Source organism: Plantactinospora sp. B6F1, assembly GCF_040120695.1.
In the GTDB taxonomy this organism is placed as follows: Bacteria; Actinomycetota; Actinomycetes; order Mycobacteriales; family Micromonosporaceae; genus Plantactinospora.
In genome coordinates this window covers 32,204-56,634 of sequence record NZ_JBEEAC010000008.1, presented here as the reverse complement: position 1 = coordinate 56,634, position 24,431 = coordinate 32,204, and the positions used below count along the sequence as shown (strand labels likewise).

Below are 24,431 nucleotides of genomic sequence, written 5' to 3'. Positions count from 1 at the left end.
GGCTACGGCGGTCAGCCGGTGAGGGTACGCCGGGCGATCGTGTGCAGGGTCCCGTCCCGCACGGTGCCCTCGATGGTCACCTCGGCGGTGCGGCCCTCGTGCCGGAGCGTGCTGACGGCGTTGCCGAAGTACGGGCCGTCCAGCTTGCGCCAGCGCACCGGCGGCCGCTTGACCCCTGCCGTCCGGGCCAGCGCCCGGGCCGCCACCGACGGGCCGCGCCACCAGCCGAGCCGGAGCAGCGGTCGCATCGGCCCGGGGATCTGGTTGTGGATCGGCGAGCAGGTCAACTGGTGCACCGGGGTGGTGACCGCCTCGCCAGGGAACCGGGCCCGGGCCACGTACGAGTGGTGCACGTCGCCGGAGAGCACGCTGATCGACGCCGGTGGCGGGTACGCCGGTCCGGTACCCACCCGGTCGCCCGGCTGCCCGGTCGATCCGCTGCCGAGCCGGACGAAGACCTGGGCGAGCGCGTCGAACGACCGACGGAACGCCGCCCAGTGTTCCAGGTCGAACGCCCGGCGCAGCCGTTCGGCGAACGCCGCCACCCGGGGCCGTCCGGAGTCGGCCAGCCGCTCGTTCCAGGACTCCAGGTGGTGGATGCCGGGCGGCAGCAGCCAGGGCAGTGACGAACCGACCACCAGGTGGTCGTACTCGCCGTGCACCTGGTCGGTGAACCAGGCCCACTCGGTCGGCGGCAGCATCGCCCGGTGTGTCGGGTCGAGCACCCGGCTGCACCGGTTGTCCAGCACCACCAGGCGGGTACGGCCGATGTCGAGCGAGTAGCTCCACTGGTAGCGGCCGGGGACGGCGGCCTGGGCCGGTGACTCGCCCCGGCCCAGCGCGGCGTCGAAGCCGGTCGCCTCGGCGTCGACCCGCGCGCCGAACTCGCGCAGTACCGACGTGGCGTCCTCGGCGGCGACGACCTTGGCGTAGACCGGGTCGGTGGCGATCTCGTCCGGTTCGAGGTTGCCCAGGTGCTGGTAGACCCAGTACGACGCGAGCCCGCTGGAGATCCGCTCCGACCACCAGGGCTGGCGGTGCGTCTCGGTGCGCCACGGGGTCGAGGTGTTCCAGTCGTCGATGATCTCGTGGTCGTCGAAGATCATCACGCTCGGCACGGTGGAGAGGAGCCAGCGGATCTCCGGATCCCGCCACGACTCCAGGTACAGCTTGGTGTACTCGTCGAAGCTGACCACCTGGTCGACCGGGGCGTCGGCACTCCGGCCGCGGCGGCGGCGCAGCAGCTTGCGTACCGTCGGAGAGGTCTCGTCGGCGTAGACCTGGTCCCCGAGGAGCACGAGCAGGTCCGGCCAGCCGTCGGCGGCGTCCGCGGCCCCGCCGGGCCCGCCCGCCCCACCGCCGCCGACCGACGCCAACAACCGCCGGGAGTACGCGTCGAGCGCGTCCGGCGGCAGCCTCCGCGCGGTGGCGTGCTGGGTGGTCTCCCGGCAGGAGCCGAAGACCAGCCGGGCCCCGAGGTCGCCGGCCGGACGGGTCCGGATCACGCTCGGCGGGAACCTGGTCCCGGGCTCCGGCCAGACCTGCTCGCCGTCCAGGAAGACCCGGTAGGGCGCGGCGGTGCCCGCGGCAAGCCCGGTCACCACGACCAGCGCGTAGTGGTGGTCGAAGGCGGTGAAGGTGGCCGCCTCGCCGGCCGCGCCGTCCGGGGTCTCGACCCGGACCAGGGCCGGGCCGCTGGTCTCCACCCAGACGGTGGCGGAGGTGCCGACCACCCGGCGCAGGACCGGGCCGATCAGGAGCCGGGCGGTGGGCATGCGACGACCTCCGAGCGAGGTGAGGGGATGGCGGACGGAATCCTCCTACCCGGGTGCCTGCGGTGCGTACCGGGGTTTTCGCGGCGAGCCTACTCGGCTGTAACACCCCGGCACAGGTGCGGCGGCCGCGCCAAGCCGCCCGACGTCTGACAGGATCGCCCATATGGACAACCTCGTCGTCATGCTGGTCGTGGCCGGCGTGCTGGTGCTCCTCCTGGTGGGCCTGGCGATCGGTCTGGTGGTGACCCGCAGGGGTGGTCGGGCCGCCCCGCCGCTGCCGCCGATCCCGCCCGCGCCGCCGGTACCACCGGTGCCACCCACCCCCACGGCGGCACCGCCGACGGACGTGCTGACCCCGCCCGCCGAGGCGCCACCGGCCCCGACCGAGGTCGAGGTGCCACCGGCGCCCACCGAGGTCGAGGCGCCGGTGGTGGTGGAGCGGCCGGAGCCGACCGCCGGGCGGCTGGTCCGGTTACGGGCCCGGCTCTCCCGGTCGCAGAACGTCTTCGGCAAGGGCCTGCTCAGCCTGCTCGCCCGGGACCACCTCGACGAGGAGGTCTGGGAGGAGATCGAGGACAGCCTGATCGGCGCGGACGTCGGGGTCGAGGCGACCCGGGAGATCGTCGACCGGCTGCGGGAGCGGACGGCGGTGCTCGGCACCCGTACCGCGACCGAGCTGCGGGCGCTGCTCGCCGACGAGCTGGTGGGGGTACTGGACCCGACGCTGGACCGGTCGCTGCGGGCGACCCGGGACGGCGACACCCCGGCGGTGCTGCTGGTGGTCGGGGTGAACGGCGCCGGCAAGACCACCACCTGCGGCAAGGTGGCCCGGGTGCTGATCGCCGACGGCCGTACGGTGCTGCTCGGTGCGGCCGACACGTTCCGGGCCGCCGCCGCCGAGCAGCTCACCACCTGGGCCGGCCGGGTCGGCGCCGAGGTGGTCCGGGGTCCGGAGGGGGCGGACCCGGCCAGCGTCGCCTTCGACGCGGTGCAGCGGGGCATCGAGGTCTCCGTCGACACCGTGCTGATCGACACCGCCGGCCGGCTGCAGAACAAGGTCGGCCTGATGGACGAGCTGGGCAAGATCAAGCGGGTGGTCTCCCGGCACGGCCCGGTGGACGAGACGCTGCTGGTGCTGGACGCCACCACCGGACAGAACGGCCTGGAGCAGGCCCGGGTCTTCACCGAGGTGGTGGACGTCACCGGGGTGGTGTTGACCAAGCTCGACGGCACCGCCAAGGGCGGCATCGTGATCGCCGTACAGCGCAAACTCGGCATTCCGGTGAAGCTGGTGGGGCTGGGAGAGGGGCCGGACGACCTGGCGCCCTTCGATCCGGCGCAGTTCGTCGACGCGCTCCTCGGCACCGAGCCGCTTGGCGTGGACGCGTAATCTCGGGGGACTGATCGCAAACCCCGCCCCGTTCCCGGGCGCGGGCCTGGTGACGCTGTTCCAGCGCCGCTCCTTCAGGAGAGACGTACGTGACTTCGCAGGAGATCCCGCTGCATGGCGGGAACGTCAGCACCGTCGTGCGGGTGGGCGACACGGTCCGGCGCAACGCCGGCCCGTGGACCCCTTCGGTGCACGCCCTGCTCCGGCACCTGGAATACGTCGGATTCACCGGTTCGCCCCGGGCGCTCGGGATGGACTCGCGCAACCGCGAGGTGCTGTCGTATCTGGAGGGGGAGTGCGGGGAGTATCCGCTCGCCCCGCACTGGGTCACCGACGAGGCGCTGGTCACCGTCGCCACCATGCTGCGGATGTTCCACGACGCGCAATATGGTTTCCAGCCGCCGCCGAACGCGGTCTGGCGGTCGTTCGGGCCACCGCCGCCGGACACCGAGGTGATCTGCCACCACGACGCCGCCCCGCACAACGTGATCTGGCGGCCGGACGGCACCCTGGCGCTGATCGACTTCGACCTCGCCTCACCCGGCGCCCGGATCTACGACGTGGCGTACGCCGCCTGGACCTGGGTGCCGCTCTTCTCCGACCGGGACTCCTACACCCTCGGCTGGCAGCGGCCCAACCGCCCGCGCCGGCTGCGGCTCTTCGCCGACGCGTACGGGCTGATTCCCCGGGACCGGCACCGGCTGGTGCGCACCATCCGGAAGCGCATCGTGGACCACGTCGAGGGGATCCGCCGGATGGCCGCGGCCGGCGATCCGGCGTTCGTCCGAATCGTGCACAAGGGCCACCTTCGCCGCCCGATGCGTGACCTGCGGCTGCTCGACTACGAACGGCACACCCTGGAGTACGCGCTCCGGTAGCCCGTGGTGAGAACTTCTTCACACGTTGGAAACAACCCGTGACGGCTCGGAAACCGGGCGGGCACCACGCGTGAAACCTCCGGCCAGGAAGCTTCCGCGCAACCGGCGTACGGGCGATGCCGCCTTTCGTGGGCCGGGAGGGAGGGTAACCAAACTTTAGGAGGCCAGCGTGCCTGAAGCACCGACGATCGACACCGGCAACACCGTGTGGCTGCTGGTGTCGACTGCGCTCGTGCTGCTCATGACGCCCGGTCTGGCGCTGTTCTACGGCGGCCTGAACCGGTCCAAGGGCGTGCTCAACATGATGATGATGAGCTTCTCCGCGATCGGGCTCATCTCTGTTCTGTGGTGGTTCTACGGTTTCAGCGTGGCGTTCGGCACGGACGTGAACGGGTTCTGGGGCGACCCGGCGCAGTACCTCGGCACCAGGACGTTCCTGGCCGAGACGGACCTGTGGGGCGCGACCGCCGAGAACCCCAGCGGCATCGGCGTCCCGCTCTACGTCTTCATGGCGTTCCAGATGGTCTTCGCGGTGATCACCGTCGCGCTGATCAGCGGCGCCATCTCCGACCGGGCCAGGTTCGCCGGCTGGCTGCTCTTCGCCTTCGGCTGGGCGACCCTGGTCTACTTCCCGGTGGCGCACTGGGTGTGGGGCGGCGGCATCATCGGCGGTGACATCCACGCCCTCGACTTCGCCGGTGGCACCGCGGTGCACATCAACGCCGGCGCCGCCGCGCTCGGCGTGGCGCTGGTACTCGGCAGGCGGCTCGGCTGGCCCCGGGAGGTCATGAAGCCGCACAACATCCCGCTGGTGGCCCTCGGCGCCGGGCTGCTCTGGTTCGGTTGGTTCGGCTTCAACGCCGGTTCGGAGCTGACCGTCGACTCCGTCGCCGGCCTGGCCTTCATCAACACCCAGCTCGCCACCGCCGCCGCCGTACTCGGCTGGATCGTCGTCGAGTGGATCAAGGGTGGCAGGCCGACCCTGGTCGGCGCCTCCTCCGGCGCGATCGCCGGCCTGGTCGCGATCACCCCGGCCTGCGGGTTCATCGCCCCCTGGGCGGCGGTGCTCCTCGGCCTGGTCGCCGGTGCGGTCTGCGCGCTCGCGGTCGCCCTGAAGTACCGGCTCGGCTACGACGACTCCCTCGACGTGGTCGGCGTGCACTTCGTCGGCGGCTGGATCGGCTCGCTCTGGCTCGGCCTCTTCGCCACCAACGGCGTCAACAGCGCGATCACCGACGCGGTGGGCGCCTCCGACGGCCTCTTCTACGGCGGCGGGGCGACGCAGCTCGGCCGGCAGGCCCTGGCCGGCCTGATCGTCACCGTCTGGTCCTTCGGCATCGCCTGGCTGCTGGCCTTCGTGATCCAGAAGACCATCGGCTTCCGGGTCTCCGAGGAGGCCGAGATCGACAGCATCGACCTCGCGGAGCACGCGGAGAGCGGGTACGACCTCTCCACGGCCTCCGGCAGCGGCGGCGGTGCGTTCGCCATGGCCGGAATCGGCACGCCGAACAGCAGCACCCCGGCGGCCGAGCCCGCCGCCCCGGTCAGCGAGAAGGTCGCCGGCTAACGTTTCTGCGATGGAGGGGTTGGACATGAAGCTGGTGACTGCGGTCATCAAGCCGTACCAGCTGGACGCGGTCAAGGAGGCGCTGCACGCCCTGGGCGTGGCCGGCCTGACCGTCAGCGAGGTCCAGGGGTACGGACGGCAGAAGGGTCACACCGAGGTGTACCGGGGTGCCGAGTACACGGTCGAGTTCCTGCCGAAGATCAGGGTCGAGGTGCTGACCGACGAGATCGACGTCGACAAGGTGGTCGACGCGGTGGTCACCGCCGCCCGTACCGGCAAGATCGGTGACGGGAAGGTCTGGGTGACCGGGGTCGAGGACGTCATCCGGGTCCGTACCGGTGAGCGCGGCCTCGACGCGCTCTAGGGAGATCGCCGACGATGACCGGGGGATCCGCGCCGCCGACCGCCGGTCGGGTCGCGCCGGGACCCCTGGTCGTCCCCGGCATCGGCGCCGCCGCCCGCGACCGGCGGGCGGCGGCGCTGGACGGGTGGCTCACCGGACTGCTCGCGGCCGGGCTGCGCCGCGCCGGACGGGCGCGGCCCGAACGCACCGGTGCGGACCCGACGAGCGAGCACCCGCAGGGGGCGACCGCCGGACGGCGGGGCGGCGCCGGCCCGACCTCGGCCGAGGGGATCTCCCTGGTCGCCGTCGGTGGGCTCGGCCGGCGGCAGTGCGCGCCGCACGGCGACCTGGACCTGGTCCTGCTGCACTCCGGGACGCCCGGCGTGGACGAGCTGGCCGCCGCGATCTGGTACCCGGTCTGGGACGCCCGACTCGGCCTGGACCACTCGGTGCGGACGGTCACCGAGGCGCTCTCCGTCGCACGCGACGACGTCAAGGTCGCGCTCGGCCTGCTGGACGCCCGGCACGTCGCCGGAGACCGGGACCTCTCCGCCCGGCTGATCGGCGCCGCCGCCGACCAGTGGCGGCGGACCGCCGTACGCGTGCTGCCGGCGCTGCGCGAGGTCACCGCGGCCCGCTGGCAGGCCCACGGCGAGCTGGCCTTCCTGCTGGAGGGCGACCTGAAGGAGGCGGCCGGCGGCCTGCGGGACGTGGCGCTGCTCCGGGCCATCGCCTTCGCCGGGATCAGCGACACGCTCCGCCCGGCGGTCCGGGCCGCGCACCTGCGGATGCTGGACACCCGGGACGCCCTGCACACCTCGGTCGGCCGCCGCGTCGACCGGTTGCTCGCCCAGGAGCGGGCCGCCGTGGCCGGCCTGCTCGGGCTGCGCCCGCCCCGCCGCGGCACCCTCGCCCCCGCCCCCCGACAGCTTCCCCCGGACGGTGTCGAGCCGGCCGACGGCATCGCCGGGTCCGCCGGCGGCACCCCCGGGCCCGCCGACGGCGTCGCCGAGCTGGGCGACGCACTGCTGCGCCAGGTCGCCGGGGACGCCCGGACCATCAGCCACGCCCTGGACGACGCCTGGCGGGCCGCCGACCGGCTCCGCTCGGGGCGACGCCGGGGCGCCGACGGCCGGCCGCGGCGCCGCCCGGTCGCCCGGGACGTGGTCGAGCAGGACGGCGAACTGGTACTCGCCCGGACCGCCATCGGGGCCCGCCCCGACCCGAGCCTGTCGCTGCGGGTCGCCGCCGCCGCGGCCAGCGCCGGGCTGCCGATCGCCCGGGCCACCTGCGAGTGGCTCGCCGCGTACTGCCCGCCGCTGCCGACACCCTGGCCACCGGCGGCCCGGACCGCACTGATCACCCTGCTCGGTGCCGGTCCCGGGCTGGTCGGGACGTGGGAGACCTGTGACCGGTACGGGCTGGTCGACGGCTGGCTGCCGGAGTGGCCCCGGATGCGCAGCCTGCCGCAGCACAACCCGGTGCACCGCTACACGCTCGACCGGCACCTGGTGCAGGCCGCCGCCGAGGCGACCGGGTACGCCCGCGAGGTCGACCGGCCGGACCTGCTGCTGCTCGCCGCCCTCCTGCACGACGTCGGGAAGGGTCTCGGAGGTGACCACAGTGTCGTCGGGGCGCCGATCGCGGCCCGGATCGCGGCCCGGGTCGGACTGCCACCGGCCGAGGTCGCCCTGATCGAGAAGCTGGTCCGGCTGCACCTGCTGCTGCCCGAGGTGGCGACCCGACGGGACCTTGCCGACCCGGTCACCATCGCGGGGGTGGCCGAGGCGGTGCGGGACACCGGCACACTGAGCCTGCTGCACGCGCTGGCCCGGGCCGACGCGGTGGCGACGGGGCCGGCCGCCTGGTCGGACTGGAAGGCCCGGCTGGTCGGCGAACTGGTCCGCCGGGTGCACACCCGACTCGACAGCGGCCGGCTTCCCGAGCCGCCGACCCCGGACCCGGCGTTGGTGGCGGGGCCGCTGCCGGCCGTACACCTGGAGGGGGACCGGGTGGCGGTGGCCGCGGCGGACCGGCGGGGACTGCTCGCCGCGGTGGCCGGCTGTCTTGCGCTGCACCGGCTGGAGGTGCTCGCCGCCGACGCCAGCATGGTCGAGGAGACCGCCCTGGTCGAGTTCCTGGTCCAGCCCCGCTACGGCACTCCGGCGGACCCGGTGGCGCTCGCCGCGGACCTGCGCCGGGCGGTTGCCGGCGACGTCTCGGTGACCCAGCGGCTGCGCGGACGCGCGCTGGCTGCCCGGGGCGGCGGCTCGCCACCCCGGGTGGTCTGGCACCGGGCCGCCGCCACCGACGCGGTGGTGCTGGAGCTGCGGGCCGCCGACGCGGGCGGGCTGCTCTACCGGGTCACCAGCGCCCTGGACGAGGCCGGCGCCCAGGTGCGGGCGGCCCGGATCTCCACCCTCGGCGGTGACGTCGTCGACGCCTTCTACCTGGTCGGAAGCTGGCCGGACGAGGCCGAGCGGAAACGGGTCGAGGCCGCCGTGCTGGCCGCCGCCGGGTAGCTGCCTACCGGTGGCGGCGTCGAGGTCGCCCCGGTAGCCGTCGAGGAACGGCCCTGGCTGGCAGCCCGAGCGTGCTCAGCACGTGCGGTGCCGGCCGATGCGACTACGTCAGCGGACGTAGTCGGGGCGCCGCTCGCGGGCGGATGGCGGCGAGGGCCCGACGCGGGATCGTCAGGGGTATGACGGAACATCCATCCAGCCCGGCCGGCGGACCGGGTGCCGGGCAGCCGCACCCGGTCGAGGCCCGCGGCCTCACCAAGCGGTACGGCCGGCTCACCGCCGTCGACGCACTCGACCTCACCGTACGCAGTGGTGAGGTGTACGGGTTCCTCGGCCCGAACGGTGCCGGCAAGACCAGTACGCTGCGGATGCTGCTCGGCCTCGTCCGGCCCACCGCCGGCACCGTCCGGCTGTTCGGCCGCCCACCCAGCGCACCCGGCCAACTGGCCCGGGTCGGGGCGCTGATCGAGGGACCGACGTTCTATCCGTACCTGTCGGGTAGGGAGAACCTCCGGGTGCTGGCCCGGTACGCCGGCAACCCACCCGGGCGGATTCGTACCGTACTGGAGATGGTCGGCCTGGCCGACCGGGCCGGTGACCGGTACGTCGGCTACTCGCTCGGGATGAAGCAGCGGCTCGGTGTGGCCGCCGCCCTGTTGAAAGATCCCCGGCTGCTGATCCTGGACGAGCCGACCAACGGGCTCGACCCGGCCGGGATGGTCGACATGCGGGCGCTGATCCGTCGCCTGGCGGCCGGAGGCTGCACCGTACTGCTCTCCAGTCATCTGCTCGGCGAGGTGCAGCAGATCTGCGATCGGGTCGGGGTGATCTCCGGCGGCCGGCTGGTCGCCGAGAGCGGCGTCGCCGAGTTGCGCGGCGCGACCGGTCTGCGGATCGTCGCGGATCCGCTCGCCGCCGCCGCCGAGCGGAGCCGGGCGCTGCTCGGGCCGGAGCGGGTCCGGGAGGTCGACGGTGGGCTGGACCTCGCGGTCGAGCCGGACCGGGCGGCGTGGCTCAACGCCGAGCTGGTCGGCGCCGGAGTCGCGGTACGCGAACTGCGCCCGCTGGAGCGGGACCTGGAGCAGGTGTTCTTCGAACTCACCGAGGCGGGGATGACGCATGTGGCCTAGCTTTGCGGCGGAATCGGTCAAGATGGTCCGTCGACCGGGGACCTGGCTGCTGCTCGCCGTCGCGGTGGTGCTCAGCGTCGTCTTCACCTACCTGGCGCCGTACGCCGCCTACCTCGACGGCTCCGGTGGTGTGCTCAGCGACCGGACGCTCGACCAGATGCTGCCGGAGCGGCTGGTCGGCAACTCGATCAGCGGCCTGCCGGTCTTTCTCGGCGCGATCTGCCTGATTCTGGCGGTGTTGACCGTCGGCGGCGAGTACGCCTGGGGCACCTGGAAGACCCTGCTCACCTCCGGACCGTCGCGGCTGGCGGTGTACCTGGGCAAACTGCTCGTGCTGGCCGCTGCCACGCTGGTGCTTGTGCTGGTGCTCTTCGCGGTCGGCGCGGTGTCCAGTGCGCTGATCGCGGTCACCGAGTCGCAGCCGCTGCACTGGCCCACCCTCGGTGACCTCGGTGTGGGGATCGGCGCTGGCTGGCTGATCGGCATGGTCTGGGCCGGGTTCGGTGTGCTGCTGGCGGTGCTGCTGCGCGGGGTGGCCCTGCCGATCGGTCTCGGCCTGGTCTGGCTGCTCGCCGTGCAGAACCTGCTGGCCGCCGTCGCCGCGCCGATCCTGGACTGGGTGGCGGAGATGCAGAAGGGACTGCCCGGCCCGAACGCGGGATCGTTGGCGGCGGCGTTGGGCGCCACCGCCGACACGCCCGGGATCGGCGCGGTCGTCGGCGCTGGCCAGGCATCAGTCACGCTCGCCGGATACCTGCTCGGGTTCATCCTGCTGGCCGGCGTCCTGCTGGGCCGCCGCGACATCCTCTGAGCATGTGGGACCCTCTGGGAAGATGATGATCCGGGGTCGGGACACGGACGGCGGGCCGCGACCGGTGGACGGGCCGCGCAGCCTCTCCGCCGACGTCGCACTCGCGTTGGGTCTGCTGGTCTTCGGCTATTTCGGGACGATCGCAGCGGCGGACAACTACCCGGGTGCCACCTGGCCGGACGCTCCGGCGTTCATCCTGATCGCGGTGGCGGCGCTGGCGCTGTCCGTGCGGCGGCGGTGGCCGCTGGTCACGCTCGCGCTGTCCACCGTGGCGACCTCGGCGTACCTGGTGGCCAACTACCCGTACGGGCCGATCCTGGTCTCGTTCTTCGTCGCGGTGTACACGGTCGCCCGTCACCTGCCGATCCGTCGGGCGGTGCTCGGCTGCGCCGCGGCCCTGGCGGCGCTGCTGGTGCACGTCTTCGTGTCCCTGCACGAGCCGGTGGGGCTGCCCGGCCTGCTGCCCGGGTCGGCGTGGGTCGTCGTGCCGTTCGCGGTCGGGGTCACAGTGCGCAACAACCGGGAGGCCGCTGCCCGGGACCGGATCGCCCAGGCCCGCAGGCTGGCCGACGACGAGCGGCTGCGGATCGCCCAGGAGGTACACGACGTGGTCGGGCACGGACTCGCGGCGATCAACATGCAGGCCGAGATCGCCCTGCACCTGCTGGCGAAGCGTCCGGAGCAGGCCGAGACGGCGCTGACCGCGATCAGCCGGACCAGCCGGCAGGCGCTGGACGAGCTGCGGGTCACCCTCTCGATCGTCCGCCGGGACGCCGCCGTCGAGCGCGCCCCGGTGCCCGGGCTGGACCAGGTGGCGGCGCTGGCCGCCCGGCTGCGCCAGACCGGGCTGGCGGTCACCCTGGAGGTGACCGGGGAGCGCCGGGCGCTGCCGGTGGTGGTCGACCTGGCCGCGTACCGGGTGGTGCAGGAGTCGTTGACCAACGTGTTGCGGCACGCTGGCGCCGCCACGGCGACGGTCCGGATCGGCTACCTGCCGGACGGGGTGACGGTCGAGGTGCTCGACACCGGGCACGGCGGGGCGGGGGCGGCCGCGCCGGGGGACGGCCACGGGTTGACCGGGATGCGCGAGCGGGTCGACGCGCTCGGCGGTGTCCTGGAGGTCGGGCCGCGTCCCGGCGGCGGGTTCCGGGTCTTCGCCTGGCTCCCGTCCGGGCAGGCCGGATGAGGGCGGCGGGCCGGACGAGGGCGGCGGGCCGGATGAGGGGGAGCGGCGATGACCGATGAGCAGAGCGGGATGGCCGGGCGCAGCGAACCGATCGGGGTGCTGATCGCGGACGACCAGGACCTGGTGCGGCTGGGGTTGCGCGCCCTGGTGGAGAGCGAGGCCGACCTGCGGCTGGTCGGTGAGGCGGCCGACGGGCTGGACGCGCTGGCGGTGGCCCGGCGGGAGCGCCCGGACGTGGTGCTGATGGACGTCCGGATGCCGGGGATCGACGGCATCGAGGCGACCCGGCGAATCGTCGCCGACCCGGAGCTGGCCGGTACCCGGGTGGTGGTGCTGACCACCTTCGAACTCGACTCGTACGTCTTCGAGGCGCTCCGGCACGGCGCCAGCGGCTTTCTCACCAAGGACACCAGGCCGGCCGAGCTGCTCCGGGCGATCCGGCTGGTGGCCGGCGGCGAGGCGCTGCTCTCCCCGTCGGTGACCCGGCGGGTGGTCCGGGAGTTCGCCACCCGGCCGTCCCGGGTGCTCCGGCCGCACCCCCGGCTGGACACCCTGACCGAGCGGGAACGGCAGGTCGTAGGGCTGGTCGGCGAGGGGCTGAGCAACGACGAGATCGGCAGCCGGTTGCTGGTCAGCCCGGCGACGGCACGTACCCACGTCAGCCGGGCGATGGTCAAGTTGGGCGCCCGGGACCGGGCCCAGCTGGTGGTGTACGCCTACCAGTCCGGCCTGGTCCAGCCCTGACCGGGCGGTGCCGGAAGAATGACCGGGGCGGGCGAGGGGCGGCGGCGCTTCGGGCTCGCCGAGGCCGGGGCGGGCCGGCCCCGGCTGGGGCGGGGCGGAGGCGGCGGGGGACGTGGGCCGCTACCCTTGCGGTGGCCGGGCACCCGTGTCGCGGTCACGCCATGCTCGGGTAAATACGACAAACGGGATGCTGCGCCGTGTTTGACACTTTGAGTGACCGCCTGTCCGGGATCTTCACCAAGCTGCGTGGCAAGGGTCGCCTCACCGACGCCGACATCGACGCCACCGCCCGGGAGATCCGACTGGCGCTGCTGGAGGCCGACGTTGCCCTGCCGGTGGTCAAGTCCTTCATCGGCAGCGTGAAGGAGCGGGCCCGGGGCGCCGAGGTGTCCCAGGCGCTCAACCCGGCCCAGCAGGTAATCAAGATCGTGCACGAGGAACTCGTCGCCGTGCTCGGCGGCGAGAACCGCCGGTTGCAGTTCGCCAAACAGCCGCCGACCGTGATCATGCTCGCCGGCCTGCAGGGTTCGGGTAAGACCACCCTGGCCGGCAAGCTGGCCGGCTGGCTGAAGGGGCAGGGGCACCAGCCGCTGCTGGTCGCCGCCGACCTCCAGCGGCCGAACGCGGTCAACCAGTTGCAGGTGCTCGGCGGCAGGGCCGGGGTCGAGGTCTTCGCGCCGGAGCCCGGCAACGGGGTCGGCGACCCGGTCCAGGTCGCCAAGGCGTCGATCGAGCACGCCCGGCGGGCCGCCCGGGACATCGTCATCGTCGACACCGCCGGCCGGCTCGGTATCGACGCCGAGATGATGGCGCAGGCCGCCGCGATCCGGGACGCGGTCGACCCGGACGAAATCGTCTTCGTGATCGATGCGATGGTCGGTCAGGACGCGGTACGCACCGCCGAGGCGTTCCGGGACGGCGTCGGGATCACCGGCGTGGTCCTCTCCAAGCTCGACGGTGACGCACGCGGTGGTGCCGCGCTCTCCGTACGGCAGGTCACCGGCCAGCCGATCCTCTTCGCCTCCACCGGCGAGAAGCTCACCGACTTCGACGTCTTCCACCCGGACCGGATGGCCAGCCGGATCCTCGGCATGGGAGACGTGCTCACGCTGATCGAGCAGGCCGAGCAGGCCTTCGATGCCGATCAGAAAGAGAAGATGACCGCCAAGCTGATGGGCGGCGAGCAGTTCACCCTGGAGGACTTCCTCGACCAGCTCATCGCGGTACGCCGGATGGGCCCGATCGCCAACGTCCTGGCCATGATGCCCGGGATGGGGCAGATGAAGGACCAGTTGGCCGAGGTCGACGACAGGCATTTCGACAAGGTCACCGCGATCATCCGATCGATGACGCCCGGCGAGCGGACCAACCCGAAGATCATCAACGGCTCGCGTCGGGCCCGGATCGCGAACGGCTCCGGCGTCACCGTGATGGACGTGAACCAGCTGCTCAACCGCTTCTCCGAGGCGCAGAAGATGATGAAGCAGATGGGCGGCATGATGGGGCTGCCCGGCGGCCGGCGCAAGGCGACCAAGTCGCCGAAGAACAAGCGCAAGGGCACCAAGGGCGGCGGCCGGCCCCGGGCCGGCGGTCCGGTCGGCGGCTTCCCGGGCGGCATGCCACAGTTGCCGCCGGGGCTGGACCCGACCGCGCTCCAGGGCGGCCAGGGCCTGCCGCCCGGCTTCAAGCCGCCGAAGATCGACTTCAACAAGCTCGGCAAGCGTCCGAAGGAGAAGTGACCGCGGGGACGGACAGTATGTCCGTCGTCGGGGACGGCGGGCGATAGCCTGATCGCATAAGGTGACGGCGTCACCGGGAAGGAGTGGTCATGACCGCGGCGCCGATGCTGCCGGAGCGGCAGGAGTGGACGGTTGACGACCTCGGCGAGCTGCCGAAGGACCTTCCGTACGAACTGATCAACGGAAGGTTGATCGTGCCGTCCCCCACCCATCTGCACCAGGACCTCTGTGTTCGTATCCTGCTCGCACTTGAGGCGAACTGCCCGCCGGAGTACGTGGTCAGCATCGACCTGTCGATGCGGGTCGACCGGCGCAACGAACCCCGACCCGACGTGGTGGCGCTGCGCCCCGAACACGTCACCCGCAGCCCGGTCCCGGTGCGGGACGCCATCCTCGCGGTCGAGGTGATCTCCCCCGACTCCACCTTCCGAGACATGTACGACAAGGCGCGGGTCTACGGCCATGCCGGGGTGCCGACCTACTGGGTGGTCGACCCGCTGCACGAGCGGATGACGCTCACCGAGTTCGTGCTCGGCCCGACCGGTGAATACGAGCCGGCGGTGCACACCGACGACGTCTTCAACACCGAGCGCCCCTGGAAGGTGACCGTCGACCTGCCGGCCCTGACCACCCGCTGGGCCGGGCTGCGCGGCCGCGCCGAGTCGTAGGGCTCGGCCGGGTGGGGCCGGTCGCCGGGACGTGATCCGCACCGGGCCGGGCCGGGGGTGCGGCGGGTGGGTCGACCCCGATCGGGTAGGAATGTGCGCATGGCGCTGCACGTGCGAGGGGTCGTGCTCCCGGACGACGAGGTCCGCGACCTGTGGCTGGTCGGTGACCGGGTCACCTTCACCCCGGTGCCCGGGGCGGTGACGGTGGCCGATCGCGGGTTCGTGCTGCCCGGTCTGGTCGACGCGCACTGCCACCCGGGCATCGCCCCGGGTTCGGTGCCGATCACCTCTCTCGACCAGGCCCGGGAGCTGGCCCGGATCGACCGGGACGCCGGAGTGCTGGCGATCCGGGACGCCGGCTCGCCGTTTCCCTACCCGGAGCTGGAGGACGAGCCGGACCTGCCGCGACTGGCCCGCGCCGGGCGGCACGTCGCGCCGCCGAAGCGGTATCTGCGGGGCATCGCGGTCGAGGTCGAGCCAGTCGACGTTCCGGCGGCGGTGACCGAGCAGGCCCGGGCCGGCAACGGCTGGGTCAAGCTGGTCGGCGACTGGATCGACCGCAACGTCGGCGACCTGGCGCCCTCCTGGGAGCCGGAGACCGTGGTCGCCGCGGTGGCCGCCGCGCATGCGGCCGGCGCCCGGGCGGCGGTGCACACCTTCTCCGAGGCCGCGGTCGAGGTGATGGTCCGGGCCGGGGTCGACTCGGTCGAACACGGTACCGGCATCAGCCTGGACCTCGTCGACGAGATGGCCCGGCGCGGCACCGCGCTGGTGCCGACGATGATCAACATCGACACCTTCGGCGGGATCGCCGAGCGGGCCGCCGTGAAGTTCCCCGGGTACGCCACGCACATGCTCGCGCTCCGGGACAACTTCCCGGCGGTGGTCGGTGCGGCGTACGAGGCAGGGGTGCCGATCTACGTCGGCACGGACGCGGGCGGCGGGATCGACCACGGGCTGGCCGCCGAGGAGATGCTGCTGCTGCACGAGCGGGCCGGGATGTCCGCGATCGACGTGCTCGCCGCCGCCTCCTGGCGGGCCCGGGACTGGCTCGGCTTCCCGGGCCTGGTCGAGGGCGGCCTCGCCGACCTGGTGGTGTATCCCACCGACCCCCGGACCGACCTGCGGGTGGTGCGCGCACCGCAGCACATCGTGCTGCGCGGCCGGGTGGTGCGCTGATCCGGCCCGTGCGGGCCGCGCCCGGCGAATGTGCCATTAGGCGGGGGCCCTGCTACGACAGAAAACGACAACGCGGGGCCCTTTCTTTCACCCGGGCCGGGCGCGGCGGCTCCGGCGTCGGCGCATAGGATGTGCCCTCATGGCACGCGTGCTCACTCCCCGTGCGGAGGACTTTCCCCGCTGGTACCAGGACCTGATCGCCAAGGCGCAGCTCGCCGACAACGGCCCGGTGCGGGGGACGATGGTCATCCGACCGGCCGGCTACGCCATCTGGGAGCGCATGCAGGCCGAGATGGACGCCCGGATCAAGCTGGCCGGCGCGGAGAACGCGTACTTCCCGCTCTTCATCCCGGAAAGCTACCTGCGCCGGGAGGCGCAGCACGTCGAGGGCTTCTCGCCGGAGTTGGCGGTGGTCACCCACGGTGGCGGCAAGCAGCTCGCCGAGCCGGTCGTGGTCCGGCCGACCAGCGAGACCGTGATCGGCGAGTTCATGGCGAAGTGGATCGACTCCTACCGTGACCTCCCGCTGCTGCTCAACCAGTGGGCCAACGTGGTGCGCTGGGAGCTGCGCCCCCGGGTCTTCCTGCGGACCAGCGAGTTTCTCTGGCAGGAGGGGCACACCGCGCACGCCGACGAGGCCGACGCGCGGGCGTACGCCCGGAAGATCCTGCACGAGGTCTACGAGGACTTCATGGTCGGGGTGCTCGGCATCCCGGTGCTGGTCGGGCTGAAGACCGCCCGGGAGCGGTTCGCCGGTGCCACCCACACCTACACCCTCGAAGGCATGATGGGCGACGGCAAGGCGCTCCAGATGGGCACCTCGCACGAGCTGGGGCAGAACTTCGCCCGCGCCTTCGACATCACCTACACCTCGGCCGAGCGCAGCGTCGAGCACGCCTGGACCACCTCCTGGGGCAGCTCGACCCGGATGCTCGGTGGCCTGATCATGTGCCACGGCGACGACAACGGGCTGCGGGTGCCGCCGAGGCTGGCGCCGGTGCAGGCGTACGTGATGGTGGTTAAGGCGGGCGAGGGGGTCGTCGAGGCCGCCGCCAAGCTCTGCGACGCGCTGCGTGACGCCGGGGTCCGGGTCGCCCTCGACGACCGGGTCGACACCCCGTTCGGCCGCCGGGCCGTCGACGCCGAGCTGAAGGGCTATCCGGTACGCGTCGAGCTCGGTCCCCGCGACCTGGCCGCCGGCAACGCGGTGCTGGTCCGCCGGACCAGCGGCGCCAAGACTCCGGTCCCGGTGGCGGACGTGGTCTCCGGGGTGCTCGCCGCGCTCGCCGCCGACCAGCAGGCGCTCTACGACGAGGCGCTGGCCCGGCGCGAGGCACACACCGTCTCGGTGGAGTCGCTGGCCGACGCGATCGAGGCGTCCGCCACCGGCTGGGCCCGGGTGCCGTGGTCCGCGGTCGGTGCCGAGGGGGAGGGGACGGCGAACGCCCAGGGGGTGACCGTGCGCTGCCTGCGCCGGGCCGACGGTTCGGTGCCGGACTCGGAGGACGAGCCGGAGCTGACCGCCATCCTGGCCCGCTCCTACTGACCCGCCGGACCCGACCGGATGCCCTTGCCCTCGTCGCCCCACTGCGCCCCGATGCGCTTCTCGCCGGGCCGCGTCATCGTGCACCGCAACGTGCGGCGGGGCCGGCTCGGGTGGGTCCGGCCGGCCCGGGTGGTCAGCGACGACGACCGCGGCCTGCTGCTCTGGATCGCCCGGGGCACCCAGGTGGCCAGCGAGGTCACCGCGGACGGCCGTGGCATGCGGGCGATGCCGTTCACCGAGTGGGTGGCCTCGACGTACCGGCTGGGGGTCAGCACCTGGGCCGGACCACCGGTGCTGAAGTTCCTGCCGGCCGGTGCGGCGCACTCGGTCTGGTTCTTCCGGGACGCGGCGGACGGGTTCGCCAACTGGTACGTCAACCTGGAGGAGCACGGCGTCCGCTGGGACGACGGCGACCTGGCCGGGGTCGACATGGTGGACCAGGATCTCGACGTGGTGGTCTGGCCGGACCACACCTGGGAGTGGAAGGACGAGGAGGAGTTCGCCGAGCGGCTCGCCGTCCCGGAGCACTACTGGGTGCCGGATGCGGCGGCGGTACGGGCCGAGGGGGAGCGGGTGATCAAGATTGCCGAGTCGGCCCGGTTCCCGTTCGACGGCACCTGGTGCGACTTCGTTCCCGACCCGGCCTGGACCCCGCCGCAGCTGCCGCCCGGCTGGGACCGCCCACCGGTGCGGTGAACCGTCCGAGCGCTGGCCCGAGCGGCGGCGCGGGCGGGTCGGCGCGGGCCGGTCGCCCCGGATCGCGCGGCGTGCCAGGCCGGCGCGGTGAACTCAGCCGGCCGTCGGCGTCGCGTGGGTGCAGCCGGCCGTCGGCGTCGCGTGGGTGCAGCCGGCCGTCGGCGTGGCGCGGGTTCAGCCGGCCGTCGGCGTCGCGGTGAGGGGGCGTGGCAGGTTGGGCTGGTGGGCGGCGGTGTAGGGGCGACACGACGCCCGGATGACCAGCTCGGTGGGTAGCCGGATGTGCGTGTCGCGCTCGACGCCACCGATCAGGTCGATGAGCAGGCGCAGCGCCTCCGCGCCCATCCGCTGTAACGGTTGCATGATCGTAGTCAACGGCGGGTTGACCAGCGCCGACTCCGGTACGTTGTCGAAGCCGATCACTGAGAGGTCGTCGGGTACCCGCAGACCCATGCTCCGGGCGACGTCGAGGGTGGAGATCGCGGAGAGGTCGTTTCCGGCGAAGACCGCGGTCGGCCGGTCGGGGAGTGCGAGCAGCTCGGCGGCGGTGCCGGCGGCGCTGTCAATCCGGAACCCGCCGACCCGCACCAGCCGCTCGTCCACCGGGACGTCGGCGTCGGCCATCGCCTTGCGGAACCCGGCCTCGCGCAGGCGGGCCGACTCGAGGTCGGAGCGTCCGCTGATGTGCCCGATCCGCCGGTGACCGAGCGAGAGCAGGTAGTTGGTCGCGAGTACGGCACCGGCGAAGTTGTCGGAGTCGACGGTGGGCAGGCCGGAGGGGCCGGTGTGCGGGTCGACGGCCACGACGTGGAAACCCTGGTTGGTCTCGACCACGGTCGGCGTGACGATCACGGCCCCGTCGATGAGCGTTCCGGAGAGCCGGGCCAGGGACCGCCGCTCCCAGCCGATGGAGGTGCGGTTGCCGTCCCCGCCGGAGTAGGCCAGCAGTTGGTAGCCCGTGCCGGCGACCTCCCGGGACGCCCCCTTCAGCAGTTCGGTCGAGAACGGTTCGAACTCGGCGACGAGGATGCCCAGTACGTTCGTGCGGTGACTGCGCAGGCTCTGCGCGCCTAGGCTGGCCTCGTACCCCAGCTGATGGATGACCTGCTGGACGCGTTCCACGGTCGCCTGCGCCACCCCGTAACGGCCATTTACCACCTTGGATACAGTCGCGACGGAGACGCCGGCCGCACGGGCCACGTCCGACATCTTGACACGCTGCGGAAACGCCACGTCGACGATGATAGAGGGCTGGGAGCGCCCCACGACAGGGGAGTCGAAAACGTTATCGACAACGGTTGACACCGCGATACGTGGCTGTAAAACTCGCCGTTCAGGTGAGTACCGCGACTAACTAGTCGAGGAGACATTCGATGGCGATGAAAGGCCGCGCGGGCACCGTCCTTGCGCTGCTTACGACCAGCGCACTCCTTGCTGCCGGATGTAGCGGCGGCGAGAGCGAGGCGCCCGCTGAGGAAGAGCTCTACAAGAACCCGGTGACCCTGACCTGGTGGCACAACGCATCGCAGGACGGGCCTGGCAAGACTTACTGGGAGAAGGTCGCCAAGGACTTCTCCGCGCTCCACCCGACCGTCACGATCGAGATCGAGGCGATCGAGACCAACCAGCTCCAGCGCACCCGGCTCCCCGCCGCGCTGCTGACCACCGACCCGCCAGACATCTTCCAGGCGTGGGGCGGCGGCGAGATGCGTGAGCAGGTGGAGGCCGACTACCTCAAGGACATCACCGAGTCGGCCAAGGCCGAGATCGAGAACATCGGCAGCGCGGCCGAGATCTGGGCGGTCGACGGCAAGCAGTACGGTTTGCCGTACCGGATGGGCATCGAGGGCATCTGGTACAACAAGGACATGTTCGAGAAGGCGGGTATCACCGCCCCTCCGACCACGTTCGAGGAGCTCAACGACGCGGTAACCAAGCTCAAGGCGATCAACGTCGTCCCGATCGCCCTCGGCGCCGGTGACAAGTGGCCGGCCGCGCACTGGTGGTACAACTTCGCCCTGCGTGCCTGCTCGGTCGACACCCTGAAGAAGGCCTCCAACGAAACCGTCTTCGACGACCCGTGCTTCGTCAAGGCCGGCCAGGACCTGAAGGCCTTCATCGACACCAACCCGTTCCAGCCGAACTTCATCGCCACCCCGGGCCAGAACGACCCGACCAGCGCCAACGGCATGCTCGCCAACGGCAAGGCCGCGATGGAGCTGATGGGCGACTGGAACAAGGGCACCCTGGAGACCGTCGCCGAGGACAAGGCGGCGCTGGCCAAGTTCCTTGGCTGGTTCCCCGTACCGGCGATCTCCGGTTCCGCCGGTGACCCGAAGGCGGCCCTCGGCGGTGGTGACGGGTTCGCCTGCGCCAAGAACGCCCCGGCCGAGTGCGTCGAGTTCCTCAAGTACATCGTGAGCCCCGAGGTGCAGAAGGGCTACGCCGAGACCGGCACCGGCCTGCCTGTCGCCAAGGGTGCGGAGGGTGGCGTCGCTGACCCCGCCCTCAAGTCCATCCTGGAGGCCACCACCAGCGCGACCTACGTGCAGCTCTGGTTGGACACGGCCTTCGGTAGCACCGTCGGCAACGCGATGAACGACGCGATCGTCGCCATCTTCGCGGGCAGCGGCTCGCCCGAGAAGGTTGTCGAGGCAATGAAGGCGGCCGCACGGAAGTGACCTCCATCAACTCAACCCTGAACCCCGCCGGCGGCGCGTCCGCGCCGCCGGCGGGTGTCCGGCCCGGCCGGAGGCGAGCGTCCTCCCGCGGGGCCGGGAACCGACGCAAGTGGTACGAGATCATCGGGCTCACCACACCAGCGGTGATCGTCTACGTGATGTTCGTACTGGTGCCGATGGGCTTCGCGGTCTACTACAGCCTCTTCCGCTGGCGCGGGGTCGGACCGCCCACCGATTTCGTCGGCCTTGACAACTACGTCTTGGCCTTCCAGGACCCGATCTTCCTCGACGCGCTGCGCAACAACGCGATCATCGTGGTCGGATCCCTGGTGATCCAGGGTCCCATCGCGCTGGGCGTGGCCCTGCTGCTCAACCGTCGCTTTCGCGGGCGCACCATCTTCCGGCTGCTGGTCTTCGTGCCCTACGTGCTCGCCGAGGTCACCGTCGGCATCATGTGGAAGCTGATCCTGACCGACGGCGGGACGGCCGACGCGCTGCTGCGGTCGCTGGGGCTGGGCAACCTGGTGCAGGCGTGGCTCGCCGACCTCGACATCGTCATCTGGACGCTGCTTGCCATCCTCACCTGGAAGTACGTCGGTTTCGCCATCATCCTCCTGCTCGCCGGCCTGTCGAACGTGCCGCACGAGTTGACCGAGGCCGCCGCGATCGACGGCGCGAGCTGGTGGCAGGTCCAGCGGCACATCACGCTCCCGCTGCTCGGCCCGACGATCCGGATCTGGATGTTCCTGTCGATGATCGGTTCGTTGCAGGTCTTCGACGTGATCTGGGTTACCTCGGTGTCCTCGGTGCGGTCGCTCGGCGCGTCGGCCACCATGGCGACGTACATGGTGGACAACGGCTTCTTCGCCCGACTGTGGGGCTACGGCAACGCGGTGGCCGTGATCCTGTTCGCCATCTCCTTCGTCGCGGCGTTGCTGTTCCAGCGCTTCCTCCTCCGTCGCGACATCCAGGGCGCCATCACCACCAGAAGGGTGAACTGACCGTGGCCGCGAACGCTGTCCTGCCCCCACCGTCCAAGCGCCGGCCGGTGTCCTGGGGCAATCCGCTCACCTATGCGCTGGCACTCGCGGTCGCGGCCGTGTCGATCGCGCCGGTCGTCTACGTGATCGTCGGCGGTTTCCGCACCACCCCGCAGATCGTGGCGAACCCGGCGGGGCTGCCCGACCCGTGGGTGTTCGACAACTACGCCAGGGTGCTGACCCAGAGCGACTTCTGGGGGCAGGCGTTCAACAGCGCCGTGATCGCCCTGGGTACGACGCTCGGCGTCGTGGTGCTCGGTGTCTGCGCCGCCTACGTGCTCGCCCGGTACGCCTTCCGGGGGCGCGAGGCGCTCTACACCTTCTTCACGCTCGGCCTGCTCTTCCCGGCCGGCGCGGCGATCCTGCCGCTCTACCTCATGCTGCGCGACCTGAACCTGATCAACTCCTACTTCGCGGTGATCCTGCCGCAGGTCGCGTTCGCGTTGCCGCTCACGATCGTGATCCTGCGTCCCTTCCTGGCCGCCATCCCGCGTGAGCTGGAGGACGCCGCCGCGATCGACGGCACGGGGCGGCTCGGCTTCCTCTGGTTGATCGTGCTGCCGCTGTCGCGGCCCGCGCTCGTCACGGTGGGGATTCTCGCCTTCGTGACGAGTTGGAACGCGTTCCTCCTGCCGCTGCTCGTGCTCGGCGACGTCAGTCTGCACACCCTGCCACTCGGTGTGCAGAACTTCTCAAGCCAGTACACCTCCGACACGGCGGGAATTCTCGCCTTCACCTCGCTGGCGATGCTGCCGGCACTGCTTTTCTTCACCTTCGCCGAGAAGCAGATCGTCGGTGGCCTCCAGGGCGCGGTCAAGGGCTGACCGGAGGCGTACGGGCGGGCACGGAAGAGCCGCAGTCCGATCGAGGTCCGCGAGGCGCGCCCCGGGTGGGCGAAGTTATTCATGATCGACAGATCGTGGTCACCCGGAGCGGGTCTCGTCGGCGTTTTCGCCGGCCGGTGTGAGGTTCCCGGGCCCGGTCTGGCACAATAGGTCGCTGGTATCCGGCGCGCGTCCGGCGCCCTCTAACCCGGGCGTGTCGCCAGTCCATCGAGCAGTCCCCGGCTCAACCCCACTGTGCCGGTCGGCTCTCACCCGCGCACCGCCCGAGTCCGGGACGGTGAGAATCGCAACAGGAGCGAACACACTGTGGCCGTAAAGATCCGGCTCCTGCGGATGGGTAAGATCCGCAACCCGCAGTACCGCATTGTCGTCGCCGACTCGCGCACCAAGCGCGACGGCCGGGCGATCGAGTTCGTCGGGATCTACCAGCCGAAGGAGGACCCTTCGGTGATCCAGGTCAAGTCGGAGCGCGTGCAGTACTGGCTCTCTGTCGGCGCCCAGCCGAGTGAGGCCGTCCAGCGCCTGCTGGAGAAGACCGGCGACTGGCAGAAGTTCAAGGGCCTGCCGGCCCCGCCGCCGCTGCTGGTGGCGCCGGAGCGGGTCGACCGCACGGCGGCCTACGAGGCCGAGGCGAAGGCCGCGGCCGGGCTGACCGAGTCGGCGAAGCCGGCGAAGAAGGCGGCCAAGGCGGCGCCCGCGGAGGCCAAGGCGGCGCCCGCGGAGGCCAAGGCGGCGCCCGCGGAGGCCAAGGCGGCGCCCGCCGAGGCTCCTCGGACCGAGGCCCCCAACACCGAGGAGCAGGCCGGTGCCGTCTCCGGCGAGCAGGGCTGACGTGGCGCTCCGGCCGGCGCTCGAACACCTGGTCAAGGGCATCGTCGACCACCCGGACGACGTACGGGTCCGGATGGTCGACTCCCGGCGCGGCAAGCGCCTGGAGGTGCGGGTGCACCCGGAGGACCTGGGTACGGTGATCGGCCGCTCCGGCCGTACCGCGAAGGCGCTGCGCCAGGTGATCGGGTCGATCGGCGGTCGTGGGGTACGCGTCGACATCGTCGACTCGTACTGATCCGCGGGACCCCGATGCTCCTGATCGTCGGCCGGATCGGCCGTCCGCACGGCATCCGTGGTGAGGTGACCGTGGAGGTGCGGACCGACGATCCCGAGGCACGGTTCGCCGCCGGGGCGGTGCTGCGTACCGGCCCGGCGGCGGCAGCCGGCGGCGGCCCGGCGGCGCCGCCTCCGGTGACCGAGCACGGCGAGCTGGTCCGGGTGCCGGAGCGGCTCACCGTCGAGGCCACCCGGTGGCACCAGGGCAGGCTGCTGGTCACCTTCGACGGGGTTTACGACCGTGACGTCGCCGAGGCGCTGCGTGGCACCCTGCTCTGGGTGGAGAGCGCGGAGCTGCCGCCGCCGGCCGACCCGGACGAGTTCAACGATCACCAGTTGATCGGTCTCGCCGTGGTCACCCCGGCCGGTGAGGCGCTCGGCGAGGTGGCCCGGATCGACCACGCCCCCGCCTCCGACCTGCTCGTGCTCCGCCGCCCCGAGGGGGGCAGCGCGCTGATCCCGTTCGTCAAGGCGATCGTCCCGGAGGTGGACCTGGCCGCCGGCCGGGTGGTGGTGGACGCCCCGCCCGGCCTGCTGGACCTCTGAGCCGGGGATTTCTGGTAGGAAGGGCCCCTTCCTACACG

The 24,431-nt window shown here is 72.1% G+C and carries 22 protein-coding genes; 20 read left to right on the top strand and 2 right to left on the bottom strand.

Going from position 1 to position 24,431, the window contains the following annotated elements; genetic code table 11:
• Positions 1 to 11: 11 nt before the first annotated feature.
• Entirely contained in the window at positions 12 to 1,775 is a 1,764-nt protein-coding gene (locus tag ABNF97_RS13400; protein WP_349338721.1) for an alkaline phosphatase D family protein, read from the bottom strand.
• A 163-nt stretch (positions 1,776 to 1,938) separates the two neighbouring features.
• Here ABNF97_RS13400 and ftsY point away from each other — a divergent pair, with 163 nt between their 5' ends.
• The 14 genes from ftsY to ABNF97_RS13330 all read left to right on the top strand — a co-directional run bounded on the left by ftsY (position 1,939) and on the right by ABNF97_RS13330 (position 18,174).
• Positions 1,939 to 3,165 carry a signal recognition particle-docking protein FtsY gene (gene ftsY / locus ABNF97_RS13395; protein WP_130464342.1) on the top strand — a complete coding sequence of 409 codons (1,227 nt, stop codon included), beginning with the start codon at positions 1,939 to 1,941 and terminating at the stop codon, positions 3,163 to 3,165.
• An 89-nt stretch (positions 3,166 to 3,254) separates the two neighbouring features.
• Positions 3,255 to 4,043: an aminoglycoside phosphotransferase family protein gene (locus tag ABNF97_RS13390; protein WP_101370291.1), complete on the top strand. Its 789-nt coding sequence runs from the start codon at positions 3,255 to 3,257 to the stop codon at positions 4,041 to 4,043.
• Positions 4,044 to 4,212: 169 nt separating this feature from the next.
• On the top strand, positions 4,213 to 5,610 hold the full coding sequence (locus ABNF97_RS13385; RefSeq protein ID WP_130464341.1) for an ammonium transporter: 1,398 nt from the start codon (positions 4,213 to 4,215) through the stop codon (positions 5,608 to 5,610).
• A 25-nt stretch (positions 5,611 to 5,635) separates the two neighbouring features.
• Complete coding sequence (locus ABNF97_RS13380; protein ID WP_196205300.1) at positions 5,636 to 5,974, top strand: P-II family nitrogen regulator; 339 nt, start codon at positions 5,636 to 5,638, stop codon at positions 5,972 to 5,974.
• Between the two features lie 14 nt (positions 5,975 to 5,988).
• Positions 5,989 to 8,475, top strand: a complete 2,487-nt coding sequence (locus tag ABNF97_RS13375) for a [protein-PII] uridylyltransferase (protein WP_349338720.1) — start codon at positions 5,989 to 5,991, stop codon at positions 8,473 to 8,475.
• A gap of 179 nt (positions 8,476 to 8,654) precedes the next feature.
• Positions 8,655 to 9,605, top strand: coding sequence for an ABC transporter ATP-binding protein (locus ABNF97_RS13370; RefSeq protein WP_349338719.1), 951 nt, complete (start codon positions 8,655 to 8,657; stop codon positions 9,603 to 9,605).
• Complete coding sequence (locus ABNF97_RS13365) at positions 9,595 to 10,416, top strand: DUF2705 family protein (protein ID WP_130464339.1); 822 nt, start codon at positions 9,595 to 9,597, stop codon at positions 10,414 to 10,416. The genes ABNF97_RS13370 and ABNF97_RS13365 overlap by 11 nt, the downstream gene beginning before the upstream one ends.
• A 22-nt stretch (positions 10,417 to 10,438) precedes the next feature.
• Positions 10,439 to 11,602: a sensor histidine kinase gene (locus ABNF97_RS13360; protein WP_349338718.1), complete on the top strand. Its 1,164-nt coding sequence runs from the start codon at positions 10,439 to 10,441 to the stop codon at positions 11,600 to 11,602.
• Between the two features lie 48 nt (positions 11,603 to 11,650).
• Complete coding sequence (locus tag ABNF97_RS13355) at positions 11,651 to 12,346, top strand: response regulator transcription factor (protein ID WP_349338717.1); 696 nt, start codon at positions 11,651 to 11,653, stop codon at positions 12,344 to 12,346.
• 197 nt (positions 12,347 to 12,543) lie between these two features.
• Complete coding sequence (gene ffh, locus ABNF97_RS13350; RefSeq protein ID WP_130464338.1) at positions 12,544 to 14,085, top strand: signal recognition particle protein; 1,542 nt, start codon at positions 12,544 to 12,546, stop codon at positions 14,083 to 14,085.
• Between the two features lie 89 nt (positions 14,086 to 14,174).
• On the top strand, positions 14,175 to 14,753 hold the full coding sequence (locus tag ABNF97_RS13345; RefSeq protein WP_349338716.1) for a Uma2 family endonuclease: 579 nt from the start codon (positions 14,175 to 14,177) through the stop codon (positions 14,751 to 14,753).
• A gap of 99 nt (positions 14,754 to 14,852) precedes the next feature.
• Positions 14,853 to 15,932, top strand: a complete 1,080-nt coding sequence (locus ABNF97_RS13340) for an amidohydrolase family protein (RefSeq protein WP_349338715.1) — start codon at positions 14,853 to 14,855, stop codon at positions 15,930 to 15,932.
• A 139-nt stretch (positions 15,933 to 16,071) separates the two neighbouring features.
• On the top strand, positions 16,072 to 17,478 hold the full coding sequence (gene proS, locus ABNF97_RS13335; protein ID WP_349338714.1) for a proline--tRNA ligase: 1,407 nt from the start codon (positions 16,072 to 16,074) through the stop codon (positions 17,476 to 17,478).
• A gap of 51 nt (positions 17,479 to 17,529) precedes the next feature.
• Entirely contained in the window at positions 17,530 to 18,174 is a 645-nt protein-coding gene (locus tag ABNF97_RS13330) for a DUF402 domain-containing protein (RefSeq protein WP_130464334.1), read from the top strand.
• Positions 18,175 to 18,348: 174 nt separating this feature from the next.
• Here ABNF97_RS13330 and ABNF97_RS13325 read toward each other — a convergent pair whose 3' ends face one another.
• On the bottom strand, positions 18,349 to 19,407 hold the full coding sequence (locus tag ABNF97_RS13325) for a LacI family DNA-binding transcriptional regulator (protein WP_349338713.1): 1,059 nt from the start codon (positions 19,405 to 19,407) through the stop codon (positions 18,349 to 18,351).
• Positions 19,408 to 19,547: 140 nt separating this feature from the next.
• Between ABNF97_RS13325 and ABNF97_RS13320 the strand changes: the two genes are divergently transcribed.
• The 6 genes from ABNF97_RS13320 (at position 19,548) to rimM (ending at position 24,393) form a co-directional block, all read left to right on the top strand.
• On the top strand, positions 19,548 to 20,855 hold the full coding sequence (locus ABNF97_RS13320) for an extracellular solute-binding protein (protein ID WP_130464333.1): 1,308 nt from the start codon (positions 19,548 to 19,550) through the stop codon (positions 20,853 to 20,855).
• Between the two features lie 143 nt (positions 20,856 to 20,998).
• Positions 20,999 to 21,856 (top strand): carbohydrate ABC transporter permease, encoded by an 858-nt coding sequence (locus ABNF97_RS13315; protein ID WP_349338712.1) that lies wholly within the window; start codon positions 20,999 to 21,001, stop codon positions 21,854 to 21,856.
• Positions 21,853 to 22,719, top strand: coding sequence for an ABC transporter permease subunit (locus ABNF97_RS13310; RefSeq protein WP_130466217.1), 867 nt, complete (start codon positions 21,853 to 21,855; stop codon positions 22,717 to 22,719). The genes ABNF97_RS13315 and ABNF97_RS13310 overlap by 4 nt, the downstream gene beginning before the upstream one ends.
• A gap of 327 nt (positions 22,720 to 23,046) precedes the next feature.
• Positions 23,047 to 23,571 (top strand): 30S ribosomal protein S16, encoded by a 525-nt coding sequence (gene rpsP / locus ABNF97_RS13305; RefSeq protein WP_349338711.1) that lies wholly within the window; start codon positions 23,047 to 23,049, stop codon positions 23,569 to 23,571.
• Complete coding sequence (locus tag ABNF97_RS13300) at positions 23,546 to 23,806, top strand: RNA-binding protein (RefSeq protein ID WP_130464330.1); 261 nt, start codon at positions 23,546 to 23,548, stop codon at positions 23,804 to 23,806. The genes rpsP and ABNF97_RS13300 overlap by 26 nt, the downstream gene beginning before the upstream one ends.
• Before the next feature lie 14 nt (positions 23,807 to 23,820).
• Entirely contained in the window at positions 23,821 to 24,393 is a 573-nt protein-coding gene (gene rimM / locus ABNF97_RS13295; protein ID WP_349338710.1) for a ribosome maturation factor RimM, read from the top strand.
• Positions 24,394 to 24,431 lie beyond the last annotated feature (38 nt).